Below are 18,436 nucleotides of genomic sequence, written 5' to 3'. Positions count from 1 at the left end.
TGTCTGATGGTTCTGATACTGACCCGCAAGGCCGAACGCACGGGAGTGGCCCTGGCCCTGCCCGTAGTGGGCCGACACGCCGACCCGTGGCCGCAGGTCGAATGTGCCACGTAGGCCCGAGCGGAAGACCGCCCCACCTGTGCCGTCCCTCATCCCCCAAGGACGCCCTCCATGAAGGTCCACCACCTCAACTGCGGCACCATGCGCCCGCCCGGCGGCCGACTCGTCTGCCACGTCCTGCTGATCGAGACCGCGAACGGCCTGGTGCTCGTCGACTCCGGCTACGGCCTCGGTGACATCGCCGACCCCAAGCGGCGCGTCGGGCCGCCGCGGCACCTCGTGCGGCCGCTGTTCGACCCCGACGAGACGGCCGTCCGGCAGGTCGAGAGACTCGGGTTCCGCCGGGACGACGTCCGCCATGTCGTGGTCACCCACTTCGACGTCGACCACATCGGCGGTCTCTCCGACTTCCCCGACGCCCAGGTCCACCTGACGGCGGACGAGGCGCGCGGATCCGTCCACGCCCCCTCCTGGCGTGAGCGCATCCGCTTCCAGCGGTCGCAGTGGGCACACGGCCCGCACCTCGTGGAGCACCGCCCCGACGGCGACACGTGGCGCGGATTCGCCGCGGCACGGGAACTCGACATGATCGCTCCCGGCATCGTCCTGATCGCTCTGCCGGGCCACACCCGCGGCCACGCCGCCGTGGCGGTCGACGCCGGCACGCGCTGGCTCCTGCACGCCGGTGACGCCTTCTACCACCGGGGGACCCTGGACGGCCGTTCTCCGATTCCGGCGTCCCTGCGCAGGATGGAGGCCTTCATCGCGTACGACGGGAAGAAGGTCCGCGACAACCATGCCCGGCTGGCCGAGCTGTACCGGCAGGGCGCCCCCGACCTCGTGATCGTCAACGCTCACGATCCCGTCCTGTACGAGAAGGCGCGGGCAGGCGCGTAGCGAGGACAAGGCGGCATGAGCCGGCGTCGTCCGTGCTCCGCCGGTCCGGGAAGCCGGTCCTGGCCGGCCTGACGGCATCCCGGTCACCCGGGTCGGCAGGACCTCGCGTGCTCCGTCTCGGACGACCTGCCCTTCCACCGCGCGGCCGGCGCCGTCGAACGGCCGCGCGGTGGAAGGGTGACCCCATCCGGCTGGTGACCCGCCCGTCGACAGACTGTCTGCGCTCCCCCGGACCGCCGGACGACGAGACTTGGGACGACTCGCCGTACCTCCTCATCCCGGGCCGGCAGCCCACGGCGGCCGGGCCGGGAGCGGACACCCACCCGCCAGGTCCCAGACACGACGGAGAACCATGACCGCCGACGACACGACCCCCGACACCGGCCCTCAAGTGCACGCCGCCACTCTCCTGCGCCGCCCCAAGCTGTGGCTGGTGCCCACGATCCTCACCGGACTGCTGGCTCTACTGCTGTCGCTGCTGTACATGGGCGGCATCGTCAGCCCGCAGCGCGACCTGCACGACCTGCCGATCGCACTCGTCAACAGCGACACCGGCAAGCCGCCGACCGGGCAGAAGCAGAACCTCGGCACCCAGGTGGCCGCGGCCGTCGTCTCGGACACCTCGAGCGACACTGCCGACTGGCGGCAGCTGACCCGGGCCCAGGCCCAGGACGAGCTGAACTCGGGCAAGGTCTACGGCGCGCTGGTCATCCCCGCGGACTTCACCGACTCCGTCGCCGCACTCACCGGCTCGAACGCGACCGCGCGGCCCACGATGACCGTGCTGACCAATCCCGCCAAGGGCAGCCTCGGTTCCTCCCTCGCCAGCAAGATCACGACCACGGCGGCCCAGCAGGCCTCCCGGACCATCGGCAGACAGCTGACGGCGGCCGCCTCGGGAGCGGACTCCACCACCGAACTGCTGCTCGCCGACCCGGTGAGCGTCGTCACCCAGGTCGGCCATCCCCTGGGCGACAACAGCGGCCTCGGTCTGAGCGCCTTCTACTACACCCTGCTGCTCGTACTGGCCGGCTTCATGGGCGGCAACGTCATCAGCAACGGGGTGGACACCGCCCTCGGTTACGCGGACAACGAGATCGGCCCCTGGCACACCCGGCTGCCCACGGTGCCGATCAGCCGCACCCAGACGCTGTTGCTGAAGATGGCCATGACGGCCGGGATCACGGTCCTCAGCGTCTCCCTCGTACTGCTCGCCTGCGTCAGCGCCCTCGGCATGGACGCCACCCACATCCCCCTGCTGTGGGTCTACTCCTACTGCGCGGCCCTCGCGGTCGGCCTCGGCGTCCAGGCCATCAACGCCGCCTTCGGCGGGATCGGCCAGCTGGTGTCCATGTTCGTGTTCATCGTGCTCGGTCTGCCCTCGTCCGGCGCCACGGTTCCGCTCGAGGCCGTCCCCGAGTTCTACCGCTTCCTGTCCCACTTCGAGCCCATGCGCCAGCTCAGCGACGGGGTCCGCGCCATCCTCTACTTCGACGCACGCGGCGACGCCGGACTCACCCGCGCCTGGACCATGATCGGGATCGGCGCGGCCATCGGTCTCCTCTTCGGCTTCGCGATGACCACGTACTACGACCGCAAGGGCCACAAGCGCCTCACCCCGCAGCCCGCTTGAGCGACGGGCCCAGGTGCTCGGGAGCCGCTCCGGGCGGCTGGAACCTATGCTGCATCCCGTACATGGTGGACAGGAGACCGAGATGGCCGAGACGGCGTTGGCCGAGGTGATGGCCGAGCTGGCCGGCCTCGAGGACCCGAAGACCCGCGCGGTGAACGAGAAGCACGGTGACGATCACGGTGTGAACCTCGGCAAGCTGCGCGCGCTCGCGAAGCGGCTGAAGACGCAGCAGGAACTCGCGGGTCGGCTGTGGCAGACGGACGACAGCGCGGCGAGGCTGCTGGCGATCCTGATCTGCCGCCCGAAGGCATTCGAGCGTGACGAGTTGGACGCCATGCTGCGCGAGGCCCGCACGCCCAAGGTGCACGACTGGCTCGTGAACCACGTGGTGAAGAAGAGCCCGCACTCCGAGGAACTGCGCGTGATCTGGTCCGCCGATCCGGATCCGGTGGTCGCGAGCGCCGGCTGGGCGCTGACCACCGAACGCGTGGCGAAGAGGCCCGAGGGCCTCGACCTCGCAGGACTGCTCGACGTCATCGAGGCGGAGATGAAGGACGCCCCGGACCGCCTTCAGTGGGCGATGAACCACTGCCTGGCTCAGATCGGGATCGAGCACGCCGAACTCCGCGGCCGCGCCGTCGACATCGGTGAGCGCCTGGAGGTGCTCAAGGACTATCCGACGCCTCCGGGCTGCACCTCCCCGTTCGCACCCGTCTGGATCGACGAGATGGTGCGCCGGCAGCACAAGGGATAGAAGGCTGCGGTGCGGTGCCCGGCGCAGACCGCGACGAGCCCGAAAGGTTCCACAACCCCAACAGCCCCCACTGCCCGGACAGGGTTCTCCGCGATGGGCGGGCGGTGCGGGCGGGTGTCCGTTGCATGAAAGAGGAGCGGGGCCTTGTCATGGGCACGGGAACGTAGGTCCCTCCGCATCCTGGTGCTCGGTACGGTCGGCGCCTCAGCCTTCGGCACGAGCGTCGCCGCGCCGGCCTCGGCGACCGCGCCACTCGCGGCGCAGGCTTCGCCGACCGCCGCGGGGGTGTCCGACCGGGCACGTTCACCGTCGAGGTCGACGCGGTGAACGAGCAGCGGCAGCGACCAGGTGGACGTCTTCACCGGCTCCTGCGGCGGAGCAGCCACCCGCCCCCGCTCCTCCACCGGGCGCACTCCCGCCGGTGGGGGTGCGGCCGCGCGCAAGCTTCGCCCGTCGTTCACCGGCCGTCCGACTCCCCGCAGGAGTCGTGTTCGGCCTGCGCAGGGACCGTCATGCCGCCTTGCCCATGACAACTTCGGGATGGAACTTCGTGACTTCATCGATCGCCCGCCGTCGGCGCCGTGGTCTTGCCCGATTCCTCGTCGCCGGACCGCTGCTGACCGTCGGCGCCCTGACCGGCGTCCCGGCCGCCCACGCAGCCGCCGCCGACGACATCCGCATCAACGAGGTCGTGACCACCGGCGACGTCGACGACTCGATCGAGCTCTACAACAAGGGCACCGGCACGATCGACGTCTCGGGCTGGATCCTCAAGGACGACGACAGCGGCTCCAAGTACAAGATCGCCTCCGGCACCACGCTGGCACCGGGCACGTACCGGGCGTTCGACGTCCACGGCAAGTTCGGTCTGGGCTCCGACGACAAGGCCCGCCTGTACCTCGCCGACGGCACCACCCTGGTCGACAGCTTCGCCTGGAGCGCGCACTCCGACCCCTCCTGGTCGCGCTGCCCCGACGGGACGGGCGCGTTCGGGAAGGCGGCCCTGACCCTCGGAGCCCCCAACGACTGCGGCACCGGCGGCGGGGGTACGACCCCCGTGGCGTGGCCCGGCAGCGGCACCGTGGCGACGGCGGACGCCTCCGACGTGTTCGGTGAGGACCTCAGTGGCCTCTACCAGGAGGGAGGCGTGCTGTGGGGCGCGCAGAACAGCGGCAAGCTGTGGCGCCTGGTCCGTGACGGCTCCGGCGGCTGGACCCCGGACACGAGCGGCGGCTGGTCCTCCGGCAAGACCCTGCGCTTCCCCGGCGGTTCGGGAAGCCCCGACAGTGAGGGCGTCACCTTCACCGGCTCCGGTTCCGCCGGCGGGGCGTTCGTCGCGAGCGAGCGCAACGGCGACGCCTCCGGCACCAGCCGCCTGTCGGTGCTGAAGTACGACGTCACCGCCGGCGGCTCCACCCTGACCTCGAGCAGGGAATGGAACCTCACCTCCGACCTGCCCTCGACCGGCTCCAACCTCGGCTTCGAAGGGATCACCTGGATTCCCGACACCTACCTGAGCGGCGCCGGTTTCGAGGACGCCACCACCGGCTCGGCCTACGACCCGGCCCGCTACGCCGCCCACAGCGGTGGCGTGTTCTTCGTCGGCGTCGAGGGCACCGGCATGATCTACGGCTACGTCCTCGCCGACTCCGGCGCCTTCACCCGTGTCGCCTCTCTCAGCAGCGGCATGCCCGGGGTGATGGAGCTCCAGTGGGAGCCGCAGGCCGCTCGCCTGTGGGCCGTCTGCGACGACACCTGCGACGGCCGGCACCGGACATTGAAGGTGGACGCTTCCGGCGCGTTCACCACCAGTGCCGTCTACGACCGTCCCAGCGGCATGCCCGACTACAACAACGAGGGCTTCACGCCGGCCGGCTCCGACGAGTGCGTCGCCGGTTCCAAGCCCGTCTACTGGTCCGACGACTCCAACGACGGCGGACACGCGCTACGCAAGGGCACCATCACCTGCTGAAGCCCCACTCGTGTGGCCCCGGCCCGCCCACGGGCCGGGCCACACGCCGACGCCCGGTCCGTGCAGTGCGTGCAGTGCGTGCGGCCCTGCCGGGCCGGATTGTCAGTGGTGTACGGCAGAGTTGTGAACAGTCCAGGATGCGTGTCCGATCCCATGGAGAGTCGTCGATGACCGTTCGCCGTGTCATGCCCGTCATTCAGTCGGAGGCGGTACAGGAGAGCCGGGAGTTCTACGGCCTGCTGGGCTTCGAGGAAGTCATGAATCTGGGCTGGATCATGACGCTTGCCTCGCCGTCCACTCCGGCGGCGCAGGTCAGCATCATGAGCAGCGACAAGGCCGCCCCGGTCACCCCCGACATGAGCGTCGAGGTCGACGACGTCGACGCGGCCTACGCGCTGATGCGGGACAGCGGCGCGGAGATCGTCCACCCCCTGCAGGACGAGGAGTGGGGAGTACGACGGTTCTTCGTACGCGACCCCAACGGCCGCGTGGTCAACGTGCTGCGCCACCTCTGAGGCCTCCCGCACCACGCGCGCCCACGGCAGGCCCGCACGCTCGTCGGTCGCCTCGTTCGGGCCCGATCAGGTGCTGAAGATTTTTCTGCGGAAAGTCGGACGCGGTGGCACCTCTCGCGCGTTTTCCCCCTCTGTTCAGCTAGCCGGACTCACCGTGACCCGTGAGCACCCGGCCAGACAGCAGCCCAGGGGGAAGGACACCATGACAACTCCACACCGCATACCGAGACGCTTCGGGCGACTCGGCGTCCTCGGAGCCGCGTTGACGGCACTCGTGGTCGCCGGGACGGGGACGGCGACTCGGGCGACGGCCGGACCGGACACACCCGCGACCCCGCCCGTGCCGTCGCTCACCTGGAGCGACTGCCAGGGCGGCTTCGAGTGCGCGAACGCGGACGTGCCGCTCGACTACCGCAAGCCGCAGGGCAGGACCATCACCCTCGCGGTGGTCCGGAAGAAGGCCGCGGACAGCACGAAGCGCAAGGGCACGCTCTTCATGCAGCCGGGCGGGCCCGGCAACTCCGGCGTGGACTTCGTGCGCAACAACTACGCGGACCTGCCGGCCGCGCTCCGCGACTCGTTCGACGTCTTCGGCTACGACGTGCGTGGTGTCGGCCGCAGTTCGGCGCTGACCTGCTTCGACGACGCGCGCTACACCCAGGCGGTGACGCAGGCGAAGGGCGTGCCCGGGCCGGACGCCTACGGGCCGGCGCTGAAGGAGGCCGCCGAGTTCGACCAGGCCTGTGAGGACAACGCGGGCGAGCTGCTGCCGTACATCGGCACCGAGTACGTCGCCCGGGACATCGACCTGCTGCGTCAGGCACTCGGCGAGCAGCAACTCACCTACTACGGGCGCTCGTTCGGGTCGTACATCGGGACGGTCTACGCGGCCATGTTCCCGAAGCGGGTGCGGGCACTGACGCTCGACGGCGCCTACGACCCGGTCCACTACGCGAACCGCCCGTACGCCTACGACCGGCCGCAGTACCTGGCGCTGGACGGCGCGATGGGCCGCTTCCTCGACTGGTGCGCCGCCGATCAGGCGACCTGCGGGTTCGGCGACGGCGACCCGCGCGGGGCGTTCGAGAAGCTGAAGGCCGATCTGGACGCCGATCCCGTGCCGACCGCGAACGGCGGCCGTGCCAACGGCTACACGCTGGTCTACCGGCTGATGTTCAACATCAACGAGGGCAAGGTCATCTGGCCCTCGTTCGGTGAGGCGCTGCGCAAGGCCCAACTGCGCGACAACACCTCCTTCTTGCTGCGGCCGCCGTCCCCGGCGAGCTTCGACTTCCTCGGTCCGAACGTGGCCGTCGAGTGCGTCGACCGGGACTACCCGCGCGATCTGCGTCGGCTGAAGCGGAACGTCACGGCGAACGCGAAGGACGCGCCGCTGCTCGGTCCCGCCATGGCGTACGGTCCGCCGACGTACGACCACCAGCACGCCACGGCCTGCGTCCAGTGGCCCGGCGAGCGGGTCAGCCGCTACGACGGCTCCTACCGGGCCAAGGGCTCGGCACCGATCCTGGTCCTCGGCACCACCGGCGACCCGGACACCCCGTACCAGGACGCGGTGGCGCTGTCACGACAGCTCGACAACGCCTCGCTGCTGACGTTCGAGGCGGAGGGGCACACCGCGTTCGGCCGGAGCGCCTGCGCTACGGACGCGGTCATCGCCTACCTGGTCGATCTGAAGGTCCCGGCCAAGGGCAAGACCTGCGCGGACGAGACCCAGCCGCCTTCCTCGACACCGAAGGTGGCCCCGCCCGGCACCACGCTGAAGGAACTCCGCAACGGCGTCGACGAGCGCGTCGAACGCATCGGCGCCGTGCGCTGACGGTTCGACACCGACCCCGAGGCGCCGGCCCTTCACGGCCGGCGCCTCGGCATCGGGCGACCGGGGCGCAACGCCGTACAGCCGCCACGCGACGTACAGCGCCGCCGGGGTCGCAGAGTTGTGCAGAGATCGGAGTCGGCAACGGAACATAGGTGTCCTCGGCCGCTGGACGACACCGGCCGAAGCCGGTGACGGGATTCGAACCCGCGTTTCCCGCTTGACAGGCGAAGTACCCGGTGCCTGCGCACCTGCACGGAACCGACCCTACCGAGCCGCCGCGGCGGAAGCACCGGAGTTTCCGATCCACCTCCGGGCAGCACCTTCGGACGATCCGCTCCGTGTGGTCAATCACCCACGAGGACACCGGGGTTGAGGACGCCCCGTGGGTCGAGGGCCCGCTTCACCGCGTGCAGGGCCAGGGCGAAGGGCTCCGGGCGCTGGAGGTCGTACTGGGGACGGTGGTCGCGGCCGACCGCGTGATGGTGGGTGATCGTGGCGCGGTGGCGATGGAGAACGTCGCTCGCGACGGCCTTGAGGTCGTCCCAGACCGCGACCTCGTCGCCGGGACGCCCACCGGCGATCACGGTGAAGTAGGGCGCGGCGCCGTCCGGATAGACGTGCGTGAGGCGGCAGTTGACCGTCGCGGGGTGCCCGGTGGCCTTGAGTGCGGCGGCACCGACCTCCTGGCGGACCGCGTCGATCAGGGCGGGCAGCCGGTCCCATGTCGTGGCTGTCTCGAAGGTCTCGGCGACGGCTCCCATGCGGGCGAGCCCGTCCCGCAGGTACGGCATACGCAGGAAGGCCGAGCGCCACGCGCCGACGGCCGCGTCCTCGGGCGCTCCCGAGCCCGACGGGTCGGGGTCGAGGCGCCCACCGTGGGCGCGGGCCAGATCCAGTGCCTGGCCCAGGCGCTCTTCCACGGGTGCCGTCGGGGACTCGAAGCCGAGGACGAGCACGGCACGGCCGTCCCGCGCCGCGCCGGACAGAGCGGCTTCGCCGGGGTCCAGCAGACGGCAGTTGGCGGGCGCGAGGTCGGACTGGGCGAGTGCGCGGACCGCGGGCAGCGCGGCGTGGAGGTCGGCGAAGGACACCGAAGCCGAGGCCTTGTGCCGGGGGCGCTCCTGCAGGCGCATCCATGCCTCGGTGATGACGCCCAGGGAGCCTTCGGAGCCGAGGAAGAGGCGGTCGGGCGAGGGGCCGGCTCCGGAGGCGGGCAGCCTCCAGGACGTACTGGTGCCGGCGGGGGTGACCACGCTCAGAGACTGGGTGAAGTCGTCGATGTGGGTGCGCACGGTGGCGTAGTGGCCGCCCGCGCGGGTCGCCAGCCACCCGCCCAGGGTGGAGAACTCGAAACTCTGCGGGAAATGACGCAGCGTCAGGCCGTGCGTGCGGAGCTGGGCTTCGAGCGCGGGGCCGAGGATTCCGGCCTGGATGCGGGCGGCGCGGCTGACGGTGTCGATCTCCAGGACGCGGTCCATGGCCGTCAGGTCCAGGGACAGCACGGCGCGGTGGGCCCGGCCCCGGTATTCCACCCCGCCGACGACGGACGAGCCGCCGCCGTAGGGGATGACGGCGACTTCGTGCTCGGCGGCCCACTCCAGGAGGTCGGCCACGTGCCGGTCGCAGGTCGGGTGGGCGACGAGGTCGGGGATCCGGCCCGGTCGGCCGCGCAGGGCGCGCGCGACGTCGCGGTAGGCCTTGCCCATGGCGTGGGCGGCACGGGGTCGGGGGTCGTACGTCACGAGGGGCGCGAGGCTGCGTGGCGCCTCGACGGCAGGTTTGCCGATGCGCAGATCGGCCACCTCGGGCAGGGGCAGCGGCCGGGCCAGGGTGCCGGGGACCAGGGCTCCCAGCGCGACGCATTCGGCGTCGTCCGGGTGGGCGTCGACCCAGCCCCATCCCCACCAGGATCGGTCGCGGGTGCTGCGCGGTGCGGTGGTGCCGGACATGGGCAGGCTCCCTCGTCGAACTTACCAAGCGGTAAATTACCCTATGGTAAATTCGATCCGTGACAACCCCCTCTGCGCGAGCAGGCACCAAAGGCGTCCCGCGGGCCCGGCGCGAGCAGCAGATCCTCGCCGCCGCGACGCAGGAGTTCGGGCGCAACGGCTACGACGGGACCTCCCTCGCCGCCGTCGCGGCTCGCGTCGGGGTCACCAAGACGCTGCTGCACCAGTACTTCGGCGCCAAGCACGACCTGTACCTCGCCTGCCTCGTCCCGGCAGCCGACCGGATCCTGTCGGCCGTCCGGGCCGCCATGCACGACACGGCAGGACAGGACACGGCCAGGCACGACACGGCCGAGGAGGACTCGGCCGGAGAGAGCCCTGCCGGGGGGGAATCCGCCGGAAGACGTGCCACCGCGCAGGAGGCCTTCGCCGACTCGGCGCCGGCGGTCGCACCGTCCACACCGCTCCGGGTCATGCACGGCGTCTTCACCGCTCTCGAAGGACGGCGGGAGGCGTGGTTCGTCCTCTATGACACCTCGGTCCCCGCGGACAGCGAGGCGGCCCGCCGTGCGCGGCGATACCGTGCCGCGATCGACGAGTGCGCGGCCACGGGCACCGCCGACGTACTCCTGGCAGCCGAGTCCTTCGACGCGCTGGACGCCGACGCTCTCAGCCATGCCTGGCGGGGTCTGGCCACCGCCCTGATCCGCTGGTGGATCAACCATCCCGACGAGTCGGCGGACGCCATGACGGAGCGCTGCTCCCGCCTGTTCACCGCCGCACGTGACGTGCTCGGCCCGTAGTCCCGGTTGCCCCGTCGGGCCGGGCAGCGGCGACCGTGGCGCACTGTGTTCGTGCACCCCAGGTGATCCGGGCAGGAGCTCCGGTGTGCGCCGGAGGATCGATGCGGCTCAGAATTCACTCAGAACACAGCGGGGCGAACAGGGTGCCGGACGACGGCGCAGGGGGTACCGGGGAACAACGGGGCGCCTCCACCGCGTGACCAGGTGTCCTCGGACGCGGCCCGGCGAGAGGAGGCCCTGTGACGGCGTCGGCGAAGAACGGAAGTCCGTTCGCTCAGGAGAGTGGTTCCGAGCAGGACCCGAACCGGTGGCGGGCCCTCTGGGTCACCCTGGTGGCAGGTTTCATGAGCCTGCTGGACGTGACGATCGTGGCGGTCGCCCTGCCCACCGTCCAGCGCGAGCTGCACGCTTCCGCCGCCCAGGTGCAATGGGTGGTCTCCGGGTATGCCCTCACCTTCGCCCTCGCCCTGGTCACCGCAGGCCGCCTCGGTGACGCCCTCGACCGACGCCGCATCTTCCTGTTGGCCCTGAGCAGCTTCGTGATCTTCAGCGCGGCCTGCGGCGCCGCCCCCGACATCACCTGGCTGGTGGTGGCCCGCCTCGCCCAGGGGCTGGCGGCCGGCTTCATGGCTCCGCAGAACTCCGCGCTCATCCAGCAGATGTTCCGCGGCGCCGAGCGTGGACGGGCCTTCGGATTCTTCGGGGCCACCGTCGGCATCTCCTCCGCCGTCGGCCCGCTCACCGGCGGCGCCATCCTCGCGCTGGCCTCCGGCTCCGAGGGCTGGCGCTGGATCTTCTACGTCAACGTCCCCATCGGCGTTCTCGCCGTCCTGCTCGGCCGCCGGCTGCTGCCCCGCACCCGGCCGGCCGGCCGGGGACACGTGGACGTGCCCGGCGTCCTGCTCCTCGGCCTCGGCGTCCTCGCGCTCATGTATCCGCTGGTGCAGGCGGACTCCGGCGGGCTGGGCCGCCTGTGGTGGCTGTTCCTCCTCGGCGCCGCACTGCTCGGCGTCTTCGTGCGGTGGCAGCGCCGTCTCGTCGTCCGGGACGCCCAGCCGCTGCTCGATCCTCGCCTGTTCACCACCGTGCGCGGCTACGCCGTCGGCGCCGGGGTCGGCACCCTGTACTTCATCGGTTTGAGCGGGGTCTGGCTGGTCTTCGCCCTCTTCTACCAGGGCGGGCTCGGCTTCTCGCCGCTGCGATCAGGCCTCGCCGTGACACCCTTCGCCATCGGTTCGGCGAGCGCGGCCGTCGTCGCCGGCAGACTGGTGGACCGGTTCGGCCGGCTGCTCACCGTGTGCGGCCTCACGGGCGTGATCACCGGCCTGGGCGGTGCCGCGCTGCTGCTCCGCTTCGCACCCCTCGGCATCGCCCCCTGGGCGGCCGCCCCGCTGCTCTTCCTCGGCGGCGTCGGCGGCGGCTTCGTGGTCTCGCCGAACATCACCATGACCCTGCGGGACGTGCCGGTGCGGATGGCCGGCGCGGCGGGCGGTGCCCTCCAGACCGGTCAACGCCTCGGCGCCGCGGTGGGCACCGCGGCCCTGCCCGGCCTGTACCACCTGACGCTCGGTGAGGGCGACGACTACCGCGGCGCCCTCACCGTCGCGCTGGTCGCCGCCCTGGTGGGGATGGGAGCGTCGCTGGCCCTCGCGACCGCCGACTGGCGGCGCGACCGGCGGACGCGGCGACCGCACGAGAAGTGTCCGGACGAGGTCGCCCATGATCCCCTGCACTCCCGCCAGTCCTGATCCGCGGCCGGCGCCGCCGGGCCCCGGTGCGGGGCACGGCGACATGGCGGCGGCGGACACGGTGCCGACGTCGAGGCGCCCGGGACCGGCCGGCACGCCCGGACGCGTACGCGTACGGCCCGCCGACCGCTTCGGCGGCGCTCCCTCGCCGATCCCGCCTCAGGGGTCGAAGTGGGTGGCGATGCCGAACGTCCTGCGCAGGAGCCCCATGTCGTGCAGGTCGCGTCCGGTCGGCTCGTAGCCCTGGTGGAAGTGGACCTGTTGGCCGGCGGAGAGGCACGGGACCGTGCTCGTGCCGATGGTGCCGGTCACGAAGCAGGAGGCCGGGTAGGGGAACGGCCGGTCGGGGTCGAAGGACGCCTGGGTGGCGGAGCCGTCGGAGGCGAACACCAGCGGGTGGAGGTCGATCTCCCGTCCGGCGGCATCCGTGACGACGAACCGCACGGGCCGCCGGTCCAGGGTCTCGGTGAATCCCGCCGACGCCAGGGCGGCCACCACGTCGGGCTCCTGCTCCAGGCGGTGCATCAGGTCCAGGTCCCGGTGGTCGCGGGTCTGCTCCCCCACCAGGGCGTCGATGCCCCAGCCGCCTCCGATCCAGGCGTCGGCGCCCGCGCGCCGCAGCAGTGCCAGCACGGACAGCACGTCCTCGGCCGTCATCATCGCGGCAGCAGCTCCTCTCCCCCGCGGTTCTTCTCCCCCGCGGGGCCGGGCCGGCGGCGGGAAGTCCCCGGCTCGGGCCCGGTGACAGTGTGCGACTCGCTCATGCGCGCAGCCAGATCGCGGTGTCGCCCGGCAGTCGGCCCGCGGCGTCCAGGGGGCCGCTGGCGAGCAGGACGTGATCATGCTCGGGAAGGGCGGCCGGGGCGGCGGTCAGGTTGACCACGCAGACCAGGCCGGGCGCCCGGCGGAACGCGAGGACCCCGGCGGGGGCGGGCAGCCACTCCAGCGGGCCGTCGCCGAGGCCCGCCTCGGTACGGCGCAGCCGCAACGCGGTGCGGTAGAGGACCAGCATCGAGCCGGGGTCGGCGGCCTGGAGGTCGGCCGCGTAGGCGGACCAGCCCGCGGGTTGCGGCAGCCAGGGTTCGACGCGCGAACCGAAGCCCGCGTACGGGGCGTCGGCGGTCCACGGCAGCGGGACCCGGCAGCCGTCACGGCCCGGGTCGGCGCCGCCGGAGCGGAAGTGCATCGGGTCCTGGATGCGCTCACGTGGGATGTCCGCCTCGGGCAGGCCGAGTTCCTCGCCCTGGTAGAGGTAGACGGAGCCGGGCAGCGCGAGGGTGAGGAGGGCGGCGGCGCGGGCCCGGCGGGTGCCGAGCGCCAGGTCGGTCGGGGTGTCGTACTCCTTGGTCGCGAAGTCGAATCCGGTGTCCGCACGGCCGTAGCGGGTGACCGTGCGGGTCACGTCGTGGTTGCACAGCACCCAGGTGGCGGGCGCGCCGACCGGGGCGTGCTCGGCCAGGGTGTCGTCGATGGCCGCGCGCAGCCGGTCCGCGTCCCAGGGGCAGGCCAGGAAGTTGAAGTTGAAGGCGGTGTGCAGTTCGTCGGGGCGCAGGTAGCGCGCGAAGCGCTCGGCGTCCGGCAGCCAGACCTCGCCGACGAAGACACCGTCGTAGGCGTCCGCGACGCTCCGCCAGGAGCGGTAGATCTCGTGCAGTTCGTCGCGGTCGATGTACGGGTGGGGGTCGCTGCCCTCCACGAAGTCCGGCAGGTCGGGGTCCTTGGCGGGCAGGGCAGCCGAGTCGATGCGGACGCCGGCCACGCCCCGCTCGAACCAGAAGCGCAGGACGTCCTCGTGCTCCTCGCGGACCGCCGGGTGGGCCCAGTTGAGGTCGGGCTGCTGGGGGGTGAACAGGTGCAGATACCACTCGCCGTCCGCGACCCGGGTCCAGGTCCGGCCGGCGAACTGCGACGGCCAGTCGTTGGGCGGCAGTTCGCCGTCCTCGCCGCGCCCGGGGCGGAAGTGGAACAGCTTGCGCTCGGGGCTGCCGGGTCCGGCGGCGAGCGCGGCCCGGAACCACGGGTGCTTGTCGGAGACGTGGTTGGGGACGATGTCGACGACGGTGCGGATGCCGAGGGCCCGGGCCTCTCCGATCAGCTTCTCGGCCTCGTCGAGGGTGCCGAAGGCGGGGTCGATGGTGCGGTAGTCGGCGACGTCGTAGCCGCCGTCGGCGAGCGGTGAGAGATACCAGGGGGTGAACCAGATGGCGTCGACGCCCAGTTCGGCGAGATAGGGCAGTCTCGCCCGTACGCCCGCCAGGTCCCCGGTGCCGTCGCCGTCGCCGTCGGCGAAACTGCGGGGATACACCTGGTAGATGGCAGCGCCACGCCACCAGTCGTCCGAGGGGGCGGGGGTCCTGTCGGGGTGCGGGGCTGCCACGTGACGGTCCTTTCGGGGCAGGGGTGGTTCTCCGCCGCCGACCCGGACAGCGGGGCGTCGGATACGGGGCGGTGGCGGAGTATCGGAAGGGGTACCGACGGGCCGGGCGGGCGCGGCACCCACGGCCGGCGGGAGCCGGGGAACGCCGGGTGCCGGAGGTCGGATTCAGCCCTTGAGGCCGCCCGCGGTCAGTCCGCTCATGATGTTGCGCTGGAAGAGGAGGAACAACAGCAGGGTCGGCAGGGACGCGATGGTGAGGGCGGCGATCAGGACGTTCTCGGGCACGCTGGTGGCGAGCGAGTAGATGCCGACGGCGAGGGTCTGGCCGGTGGGGTCGGGCAGCACCAGCATCGGCCAGAGGAAGTCCTTCCAGACACCGACGACCGCGAAGATCGACACCACGCCGAGGATGGGCCGGGAGATCGGCAGCACCACCGACCACAGGACGCGCAGCGGACCCGCGCCGTCCATGGAGGCCGCGTCCAGGAGTTCCTTCGGGATGGAGTCGAAGAACCGCTTCAGCAGGAAGATGTTGAAGGCGTTGGTCACCGAGGGCAGCCAGATCGCCCAGGGCGAGTTGAGCAGGTTGCGCTCGACGATCGGCATGTCCAGCACAGTGAGGTACTGCGGGACGACGAGGACGGTCGCCGGGATCATCAGGGTGACGAGCATCAGCCCGAGGATCGCCTTGCCCAGGACCGGCCGCAGCTTGGACAGGGAGTAGGCGGCGGCGACGTCCAGCACCAGCTGGAAGGCGAGCGCGCCGAACGCGTAGTACAGGGTGTTCAGGAGCAGGCGGGCGAGGTCCATCACCTCCCAGGCCCGCTGGTAGTTCTCCGGGTGGACGGAGCCGGGCACCCAGGTCGGGGGTGTCTGGACGGCTTCCTGGGTGGTCTTGAGCCCGCCGGACACCATCCAGTACAGCGGGCCGAGGAAGGCCAGCGTGAACAGGACGACGACGAGCGCGAAGCACAGCCAGTACAGCAGCCTGCCGCGCGGACGGGCGAGGGCGGCGGGCGAGATGAGCGTGCGTGTTGTGGACATGTCCGTGTCTCCCCCCGGTCCTACTCTTCGGTGGCGCGGTTGAGCCTGGCGTACACGGCCGAGAAGACGGCCAGCGTGACGAGCAGGATCAGGCCGAGCGCCGCCGCGGCACCGTAGTTGTTGAAGTTGAAGGCGTACTGGTAGATCAGGTACACGACGGTCGTGGTGGACCCCTCGGGTCCGGCGCCGCCGGTCAGCAGGAAGGGCTCGATGAAGACCTGCATCGTGGCGATGATCTGCATCAGCAGCATCAGCGCCAGGATCAGCCGGGTCTGCGGGATCGTCACGTGCCACACCTTGCGCAGCAGGCCGGCCCCGTCGAGTTCGGCGGCCTCGTACAGTTCGCCCGGGACGCTCTGGAGCGCGGCCAGGTAGATGAGGGTCGCGCCGCCCATGTTCATCCAGGTGGAGGCGACGACGACGGAGAGCATCGCGGTGTCGGGGTCCTGGAGCCACTGCTGGGCGGGTACGCCGAAGACGTCCAGCACCTCGTTGAACATGCCGTACCCGGGGTCGTACAGGTACTTGAAGAGCAGTACGGAGGCGGTGGGCGGCAGCATGACGGGCAGGTAGACAAGGAGCCGCAGACAGCCCTGGCCGTGCCGGAACTCGTTGATGACGAGGGCCGTGACGAAGGGGACGGCGAAGCCCAGGACGAGTGCCAGGGCCGTGAACCAGAGGGTGTTGCGCCAGGCCTGGCCGAAGGCGGGGTCGTTCCAGACGGTGACGAAGTTGTCCCAGCCGGTCCAGCTGACCTGGCCGTCCTCGGTCTTCTGGAAGGCCAGCAGGAACTCGCGGACGATCGGGTACCAGGAGAAGAAGGCGAAGCAGAGCACCGCGCCGATGAGAAATGCGTGGGCGGTGACATTGCGGCGCACGGCCTTGCCGAGGCCTCCGGCCGGGGGCCGGACGGCGCCGGCACGCGGCCGGCGGGGACGGCGTTCCTTGGCCGCCGGGTCCTGGGTGAGGGTGGGGGCCGACATGGGTGCTCCTCGGTCGGACTGCGGTGTCGCCGGACGGGACGGTCCGGATGAGTGGCGTGGGCGGACGGGCGCCGGGCCCGCCGGGTGGGAGCGGGTCGGGGCCCTTCTTTCGGTACGGGCCGGCTCGATCGACGGCCCGTACCGGCGGCCCGAGCGGAGTCTGGTGCGTGCGGCTGCAACGCGGAGCGTCGACAACCGACGACAACACCGCTGGGGTCCCCCCTCTGGGGGAGTACGTGCCGGACCCAGCGCCCCCGGCAGGATCCGAAAGACAGGCCCTGGGGCGCGCTCGCGAGCCGGGCGGTGGGAGACCGCCCGGCCCCGCGGGGGTCACCCGTTGGCGAGGACCTGGTTCACCTGGGCCTCCGCGGTCGACAGGAGCTTGTCGATGTCGGCGTCCTTGTTGGTGAGGATGCCGGACATCACGTTGTCGAGGACCTTGTAGATCTCCTGCGCCTTCGGCGGCTCGGCCTTGCCCGGGACCGGGTTGTCCATGAAGGCCTTGAAGTTCTGCACCGGCATGGTGGCGAACTGCTGACGGGCGGCGTCGTCCTTGGTCTTGCTGTCGTTCAGCCACAGGTTGGGCTGCGGGAGTCCGACGGGGAGGCTGTCGGCCTTGGTGCGCTCCCAGTCGTACTGTCCCTTGCCGACGGTGGTGAACTTGAAGTTGAGCCAGGCGATCGCGGCCTTGACCTTGTCGGGCGAGATGCCCTTCTTGATCATGTAGTTGTTGCCGCCGGCGAGGGTGTTCTTGCCGCCGGGGATCGGCCCCATGCCGAAGTTCTCGTACTTCGCGCCGAGTTGCTGGACCATGTAGGTCACGTCGTCGGGCGCGGCGAGGAACATGCCGAGCTTGTCGGTGGCGATCTGCTTCTGCAGGTCGCCCCACTTCAGCAGTTGGGTCTTGCCCATGGCGTCGTCCTCCCAGCGCATCGCGTGGAGGTTCTGGGCGACCTGCTTGCCGATCGCGTCGTTGAACGCGGCCTTCGTACCGGAGGCGTCGACGACCTCACCGCCGAGGCTGTACATCTGCGCGGTGAAGTGCCAGCCGCCGGTGTTGCCGGCGCTGTACTCGCCGAAGCCGGCCACGCCGCCGCCGAGTCCGGCGATCTTCTTCGCCGCCGCCCGGACGTCCTCCCAGGTGGCGGGCGGGGTGTCCGGGTCGAGGCCGGCCTGCTCGAAGAGCGAGCGGTTGATGAGCAGGCCCATCCGGTAGTTGCTGGTGGGCAGGCCGTAGAGCTTGCCGTCCTTCTTGAGCGAGCCGAGGACGTCCGGGTCGATGTCCTTCAGCAGCGGCACGGTCCTGTCGTTCACGTAGGCGCTGATGTCCTGGGCGCCGTCGTTGTCGAGGACCTGGTCCAGGTCGGTGAAGTAGGTGTAGAACACGTCGGGTTGGGACTTCGCCTTGAGCATCGCGGTGAAGCGCGGCGGCTCCAGGCACTGGCCCGGGGTGGAGCGGCCCTGCACGGTGACGTTGGGGTACGTCTTGTTGAACTCCTTGACGTCCTCGTTCCACTCCTTGAGCTCGGCCTTCTTGGCCGCCGGCGGCATGCAGTCGATGGTGATGGTCACCTTGGTCTTGGGGTCCAGCGGCGCGGCGGGGTTGGCGTTCGCGCTGTTCCCGTCGCCGTTGTCGCCGTCGTCGCTGCTGCTCGTGCCGCAGGCGGCGAGCGCCGTCAGTGTGAGAGCGGAGACGAGGGTGACCGCGCCGGCGCGGCGGGTACGGCGGAACCGAGCTCTTCTCATGGGTGGTCCCCTTCGGGCATGAACGTGGAAGGCGCCCCCTCATCAGTACGAGGTGGGGCGCCGCACACTCAATCACCGCCAACAAGACTGCGCAATATCTCGCGCTGATTTCGTAATT

At 71.1% G+C, this 18,436-nt stretch carries 14 protein-coding genes; 8 read left to right on the top strand and 6 right to left on the bottom strand.

Annotated elements, in window-relative coordinates; genetic code table 11:
• Positions 1–171 precede the first annotated feature (171 nt).
• The 6 genes from OG736_RS41170 (at position 172) to OG736_RS41145 (ending at position 7,668) form a co-directional block, all read left to right on the top strand.
• On the top strand, positions 172–957 hold the full coding sequence (locus OG736_RS41170; protein WP_327187005.1) for an MBL fold metallo-hydrolase: 786 nt from the start codon (positions 172–174) through the stop codon (positions 955–957).
• Positions 958–1,309: 352 nt separating this feature from the next.
• Positions 1,310–2,590: a YhgE/Pip domain-containing protein gene (locus tag OG736_RS41165; protein WP_327187004.1), complete on the top strand. Its 1,281-nt coding sequence runs from the start codon at positions 1,310–1,312 to the stop codon at positions 2,588–2,590.
• A gap of 82 nt (positions 2,591–2,672) precedes the next feature.
• Positions 2,673–3,344 (top strand): DNA alkylation repair protein, encoded by a 672-nt coding sequence (locus OG736_RS41160; RefSeq protein ID WP_327187003.1) that lies wholly within the window; start codon positions 2,673–2,675, stop codon positions 3,342–3,344.
• A 550-nt stretch (positions 3,345–3,894) separates the two neighbouring features.
• Positions 3,895–5,316, top strand: coding sequence for a lamin tail domain-containing protein (locus OG736_RS41155; RefSeq protein WP_327187002.1), 1,422 nt, complete (start codon positions 3,895–3,897; stop codon positions 5,314–5,316).
• A gap of 167 nt (positions 5,317–5,483) precedes the next feature.
• Positions 5,484–5,831 carry a VOC family protein gene (locus OG736_RS41150; RefSeq protein WP_327187001.1) on the top strand — a complete coding sequence of 116 codons (348 nt, stop codon included), beginning with the start codon at positions 5,484–5,486 and terminating at the stop codon, positions 5,829–5,831.
• Positions 5,832–6,033: 202 nt separating this feature from the next.
• Complete coding sequence (locus OG736_RS41145) at positions 6,034–7,668, top strand: alpha/beta hydrolase (protein WP_327187000.1); 1,635 nt, start codon at positions 6,034–6,036, stop codon at positions 7,666–7,668.
• 344 nt (positions 7,669–8,012) lie between these two features.
• Here the strand turns inward: OG736_RS41145 and OG736_RS41140 are convergent, their stop codons facing one another.
• Complete coding sequence (locus tag OG736_RS41140; RefSeq protein WP_327186999.1) at positions 8,013–9,617, bottom strand: FAD-binding oxidoreductase; 1,605 nt, start codon at positions 9,615–9,617, stop codon at positions 8,013–8,015.
• Between the two features lie 59 nt (positions 9,618–9,676).
• Here OG736_RS41140 and OG736_RS41135 point away from each other — a divergent pair, with 59 nt between their 5' ends.
• Positions 9,677–10,420: a TetR/AcrR family transcriptional regulator gene (locus OG736_RS41135; RefSeq protein ID WP_327186998.1), complete on the top strand. Its 744-nt coding sequence runs from the start codon at positions 9,677–9,679 to the stop codon at positions 10,418–10,420.
• Between the two features lie 239 nt (positions 10,421–10,659).
• The gene (locus OG736_RS41130) at positions 10,660–12,168 is read left to right on the top strand and encodes an MFS transporter (protein WP_327186997.1); all 1,509 of its coding nucleotides are present in this window, start codon (positions 10,660–10,662) and stop codon (positions 12,166–12,168) included.
• Between the two features lie 159 nt (positions 12,169–12,327).
• Here the strand turns inward: OG736_RS41130 and OG736_RS41125 are convergent, their stop codons facing one another.
• The 5 genes from OG736_RS41125 to OG736_RS41105 all read right to left on the bottom strand — a co-directional run bounded on the left by OG736_RS41125 (position 12,328) and on the right by OG736_RS41105 (position 18,318).
• Positions 12,328–12,828, bottom strand: coding sequence for a nucleotidyltransferase domain-containing protein (locus OG736_RS41125; RefSeq protein ID WP_327186996.1), 501 nt, complete (start codon positions 12,826–12,828; stop codon positions 12,328–12,330).
• Positions 12,829–12,928: 100 nt separating this feature from the next.
• Positions 12,929–14,545: a glycoside hydrolase family 13 protein gene (locus OG736_RS41120; RefSeq protein WP_327186995.1), complete on the bottom strand. Its 1,617-nt coding sequence runs from the start codon at positions 14,543–14,545 to the stop codon at positions 12,929–12,931.
• 165 nt (positions 14,546–14,710) lie between these two features.
• Positions 14,711–15,589, bottom strand: a complete 879-nt coding sequence (locus OG736_RS41115) for a carbohydrate ABC transporter permease (RefSeq protein ID WP_327186994.1) — start codon at positions 15,587–15,589, stop codon at positions 14,711–14,713.
• Between the two features lie 20 nt (positions 15,590–15,609).
• Positions 15,610–16,572, bottom strand: a complete 963-nt coding sequence (locus tag OG736_RS41110; protein ID WP_327186993.1) for a carbohydrate ABC transporter permease — start codon at positions 16,570–16,572, stop codon at positions 15,610–15,612.
• Positions 16,573–16,902: 330 nt separating this feature from the next.
• Positions 16,903–18,318 (bottom strand): ABC transporter substrate-binding protein, encoded by a 1,416-nt coding sequence (locus tag OG736_RS41105; protein ID WP_327186992.1) that lies wholly within the window; start codon positions 18,316–18,318, stop codon positions 16,903–16,905.
• Positions 18,319–18,436 lie beyond the last annotated feature (118 nt).

Origin of the sequence: Streptomyces sp. NBC_01334, assembly GCF_035983595.1 — a bacterium.
Classification (GTDB): domain Bacteria; phylum Actinomycetota; class Actinomycetes; order Streptomycetales; family Streptomycetaceae; genus Streptomyces; species Streptomyces coriariae.
Note: the sequence above shows the minus strand (reverse complement) of the source record. Positions and strands in the feature narration are given on the sequence as shown.

Excerpts from the sequence above, each read along its gene's own strand:
- OG736_RS41170 (WP_327187005.1), top strand. The coding sequence starts at position 172 with ATGAAGGTCCACCACCTCAACTGCGGCACCATGCGCCCGCCCGGCGGC.
- OG736_RS41160 (WP_327187003.1), top strand. The coding sequence starts at position 2,673 with ATGGCCGAGACGGCGTTGGCCGAGGTGATGGCCGAGCTGGCCGGCCTC.
- OG736_RS41110 (WP_327186993.1), bottom strand. The coding sequence starts at position 16,572 with ATGTCGGCCCCCACCCTCACCCAGGACCCGGCGGCCAAGGAACGCCGT.
- OG736_RS41115 (WP_327186994.1), bottom strand. The coding sequence starts at position 15,589 with ATGTCCACAACACGCACGCTCATCTCGCCCGCCGCCCTCGCCCGTCCG.
- OG736_RS41105 (WP_327186992.1), bottom strand. The coding sequence starts at position 18,318 with ATGAGAAGAGCTCGGTTCCGCCGTACCCGCCGCGCCGGCGCGGTCACC.
- OG736_RS41150 (WP_327187001.1), top strand. The coding sequence starts at position 5,484 with ATGACCGTTCGCCGTGTCATGCCCGTCATTCAGTCGGAGGCGGTACAG.
- OG736_RS41140 (WP_327186999.1), bottom strand. The coding sequence starts at position 9,617 with ATGTCCGGCACCACCGCACCGCGCAGCACCCGCGACCGATCCTGGTGG.
- OG736_RS41125 (WP_327186996.1), bottom strand. The coding sequence starts at position 12,828 with ATGATGACGGCCGAGGACGTGCTGTCCGTGCTGGCACTGCTGCGGCGC.
- OG736_RS41145 (WP_327187000.1), top strand. The coding sequence starts at position 6,034 with ATGACAACTCCACACCGCATACCGAGACGCTTCGGGCGACTCGGCGTC.
- OG736_RS41165 (WP_327187004.1), top strand. The coding sequence starts at position 1,310 with ATGACCGCCGACGACACGACCCCCGACACCGGCCCTCAAGTGCACGCC.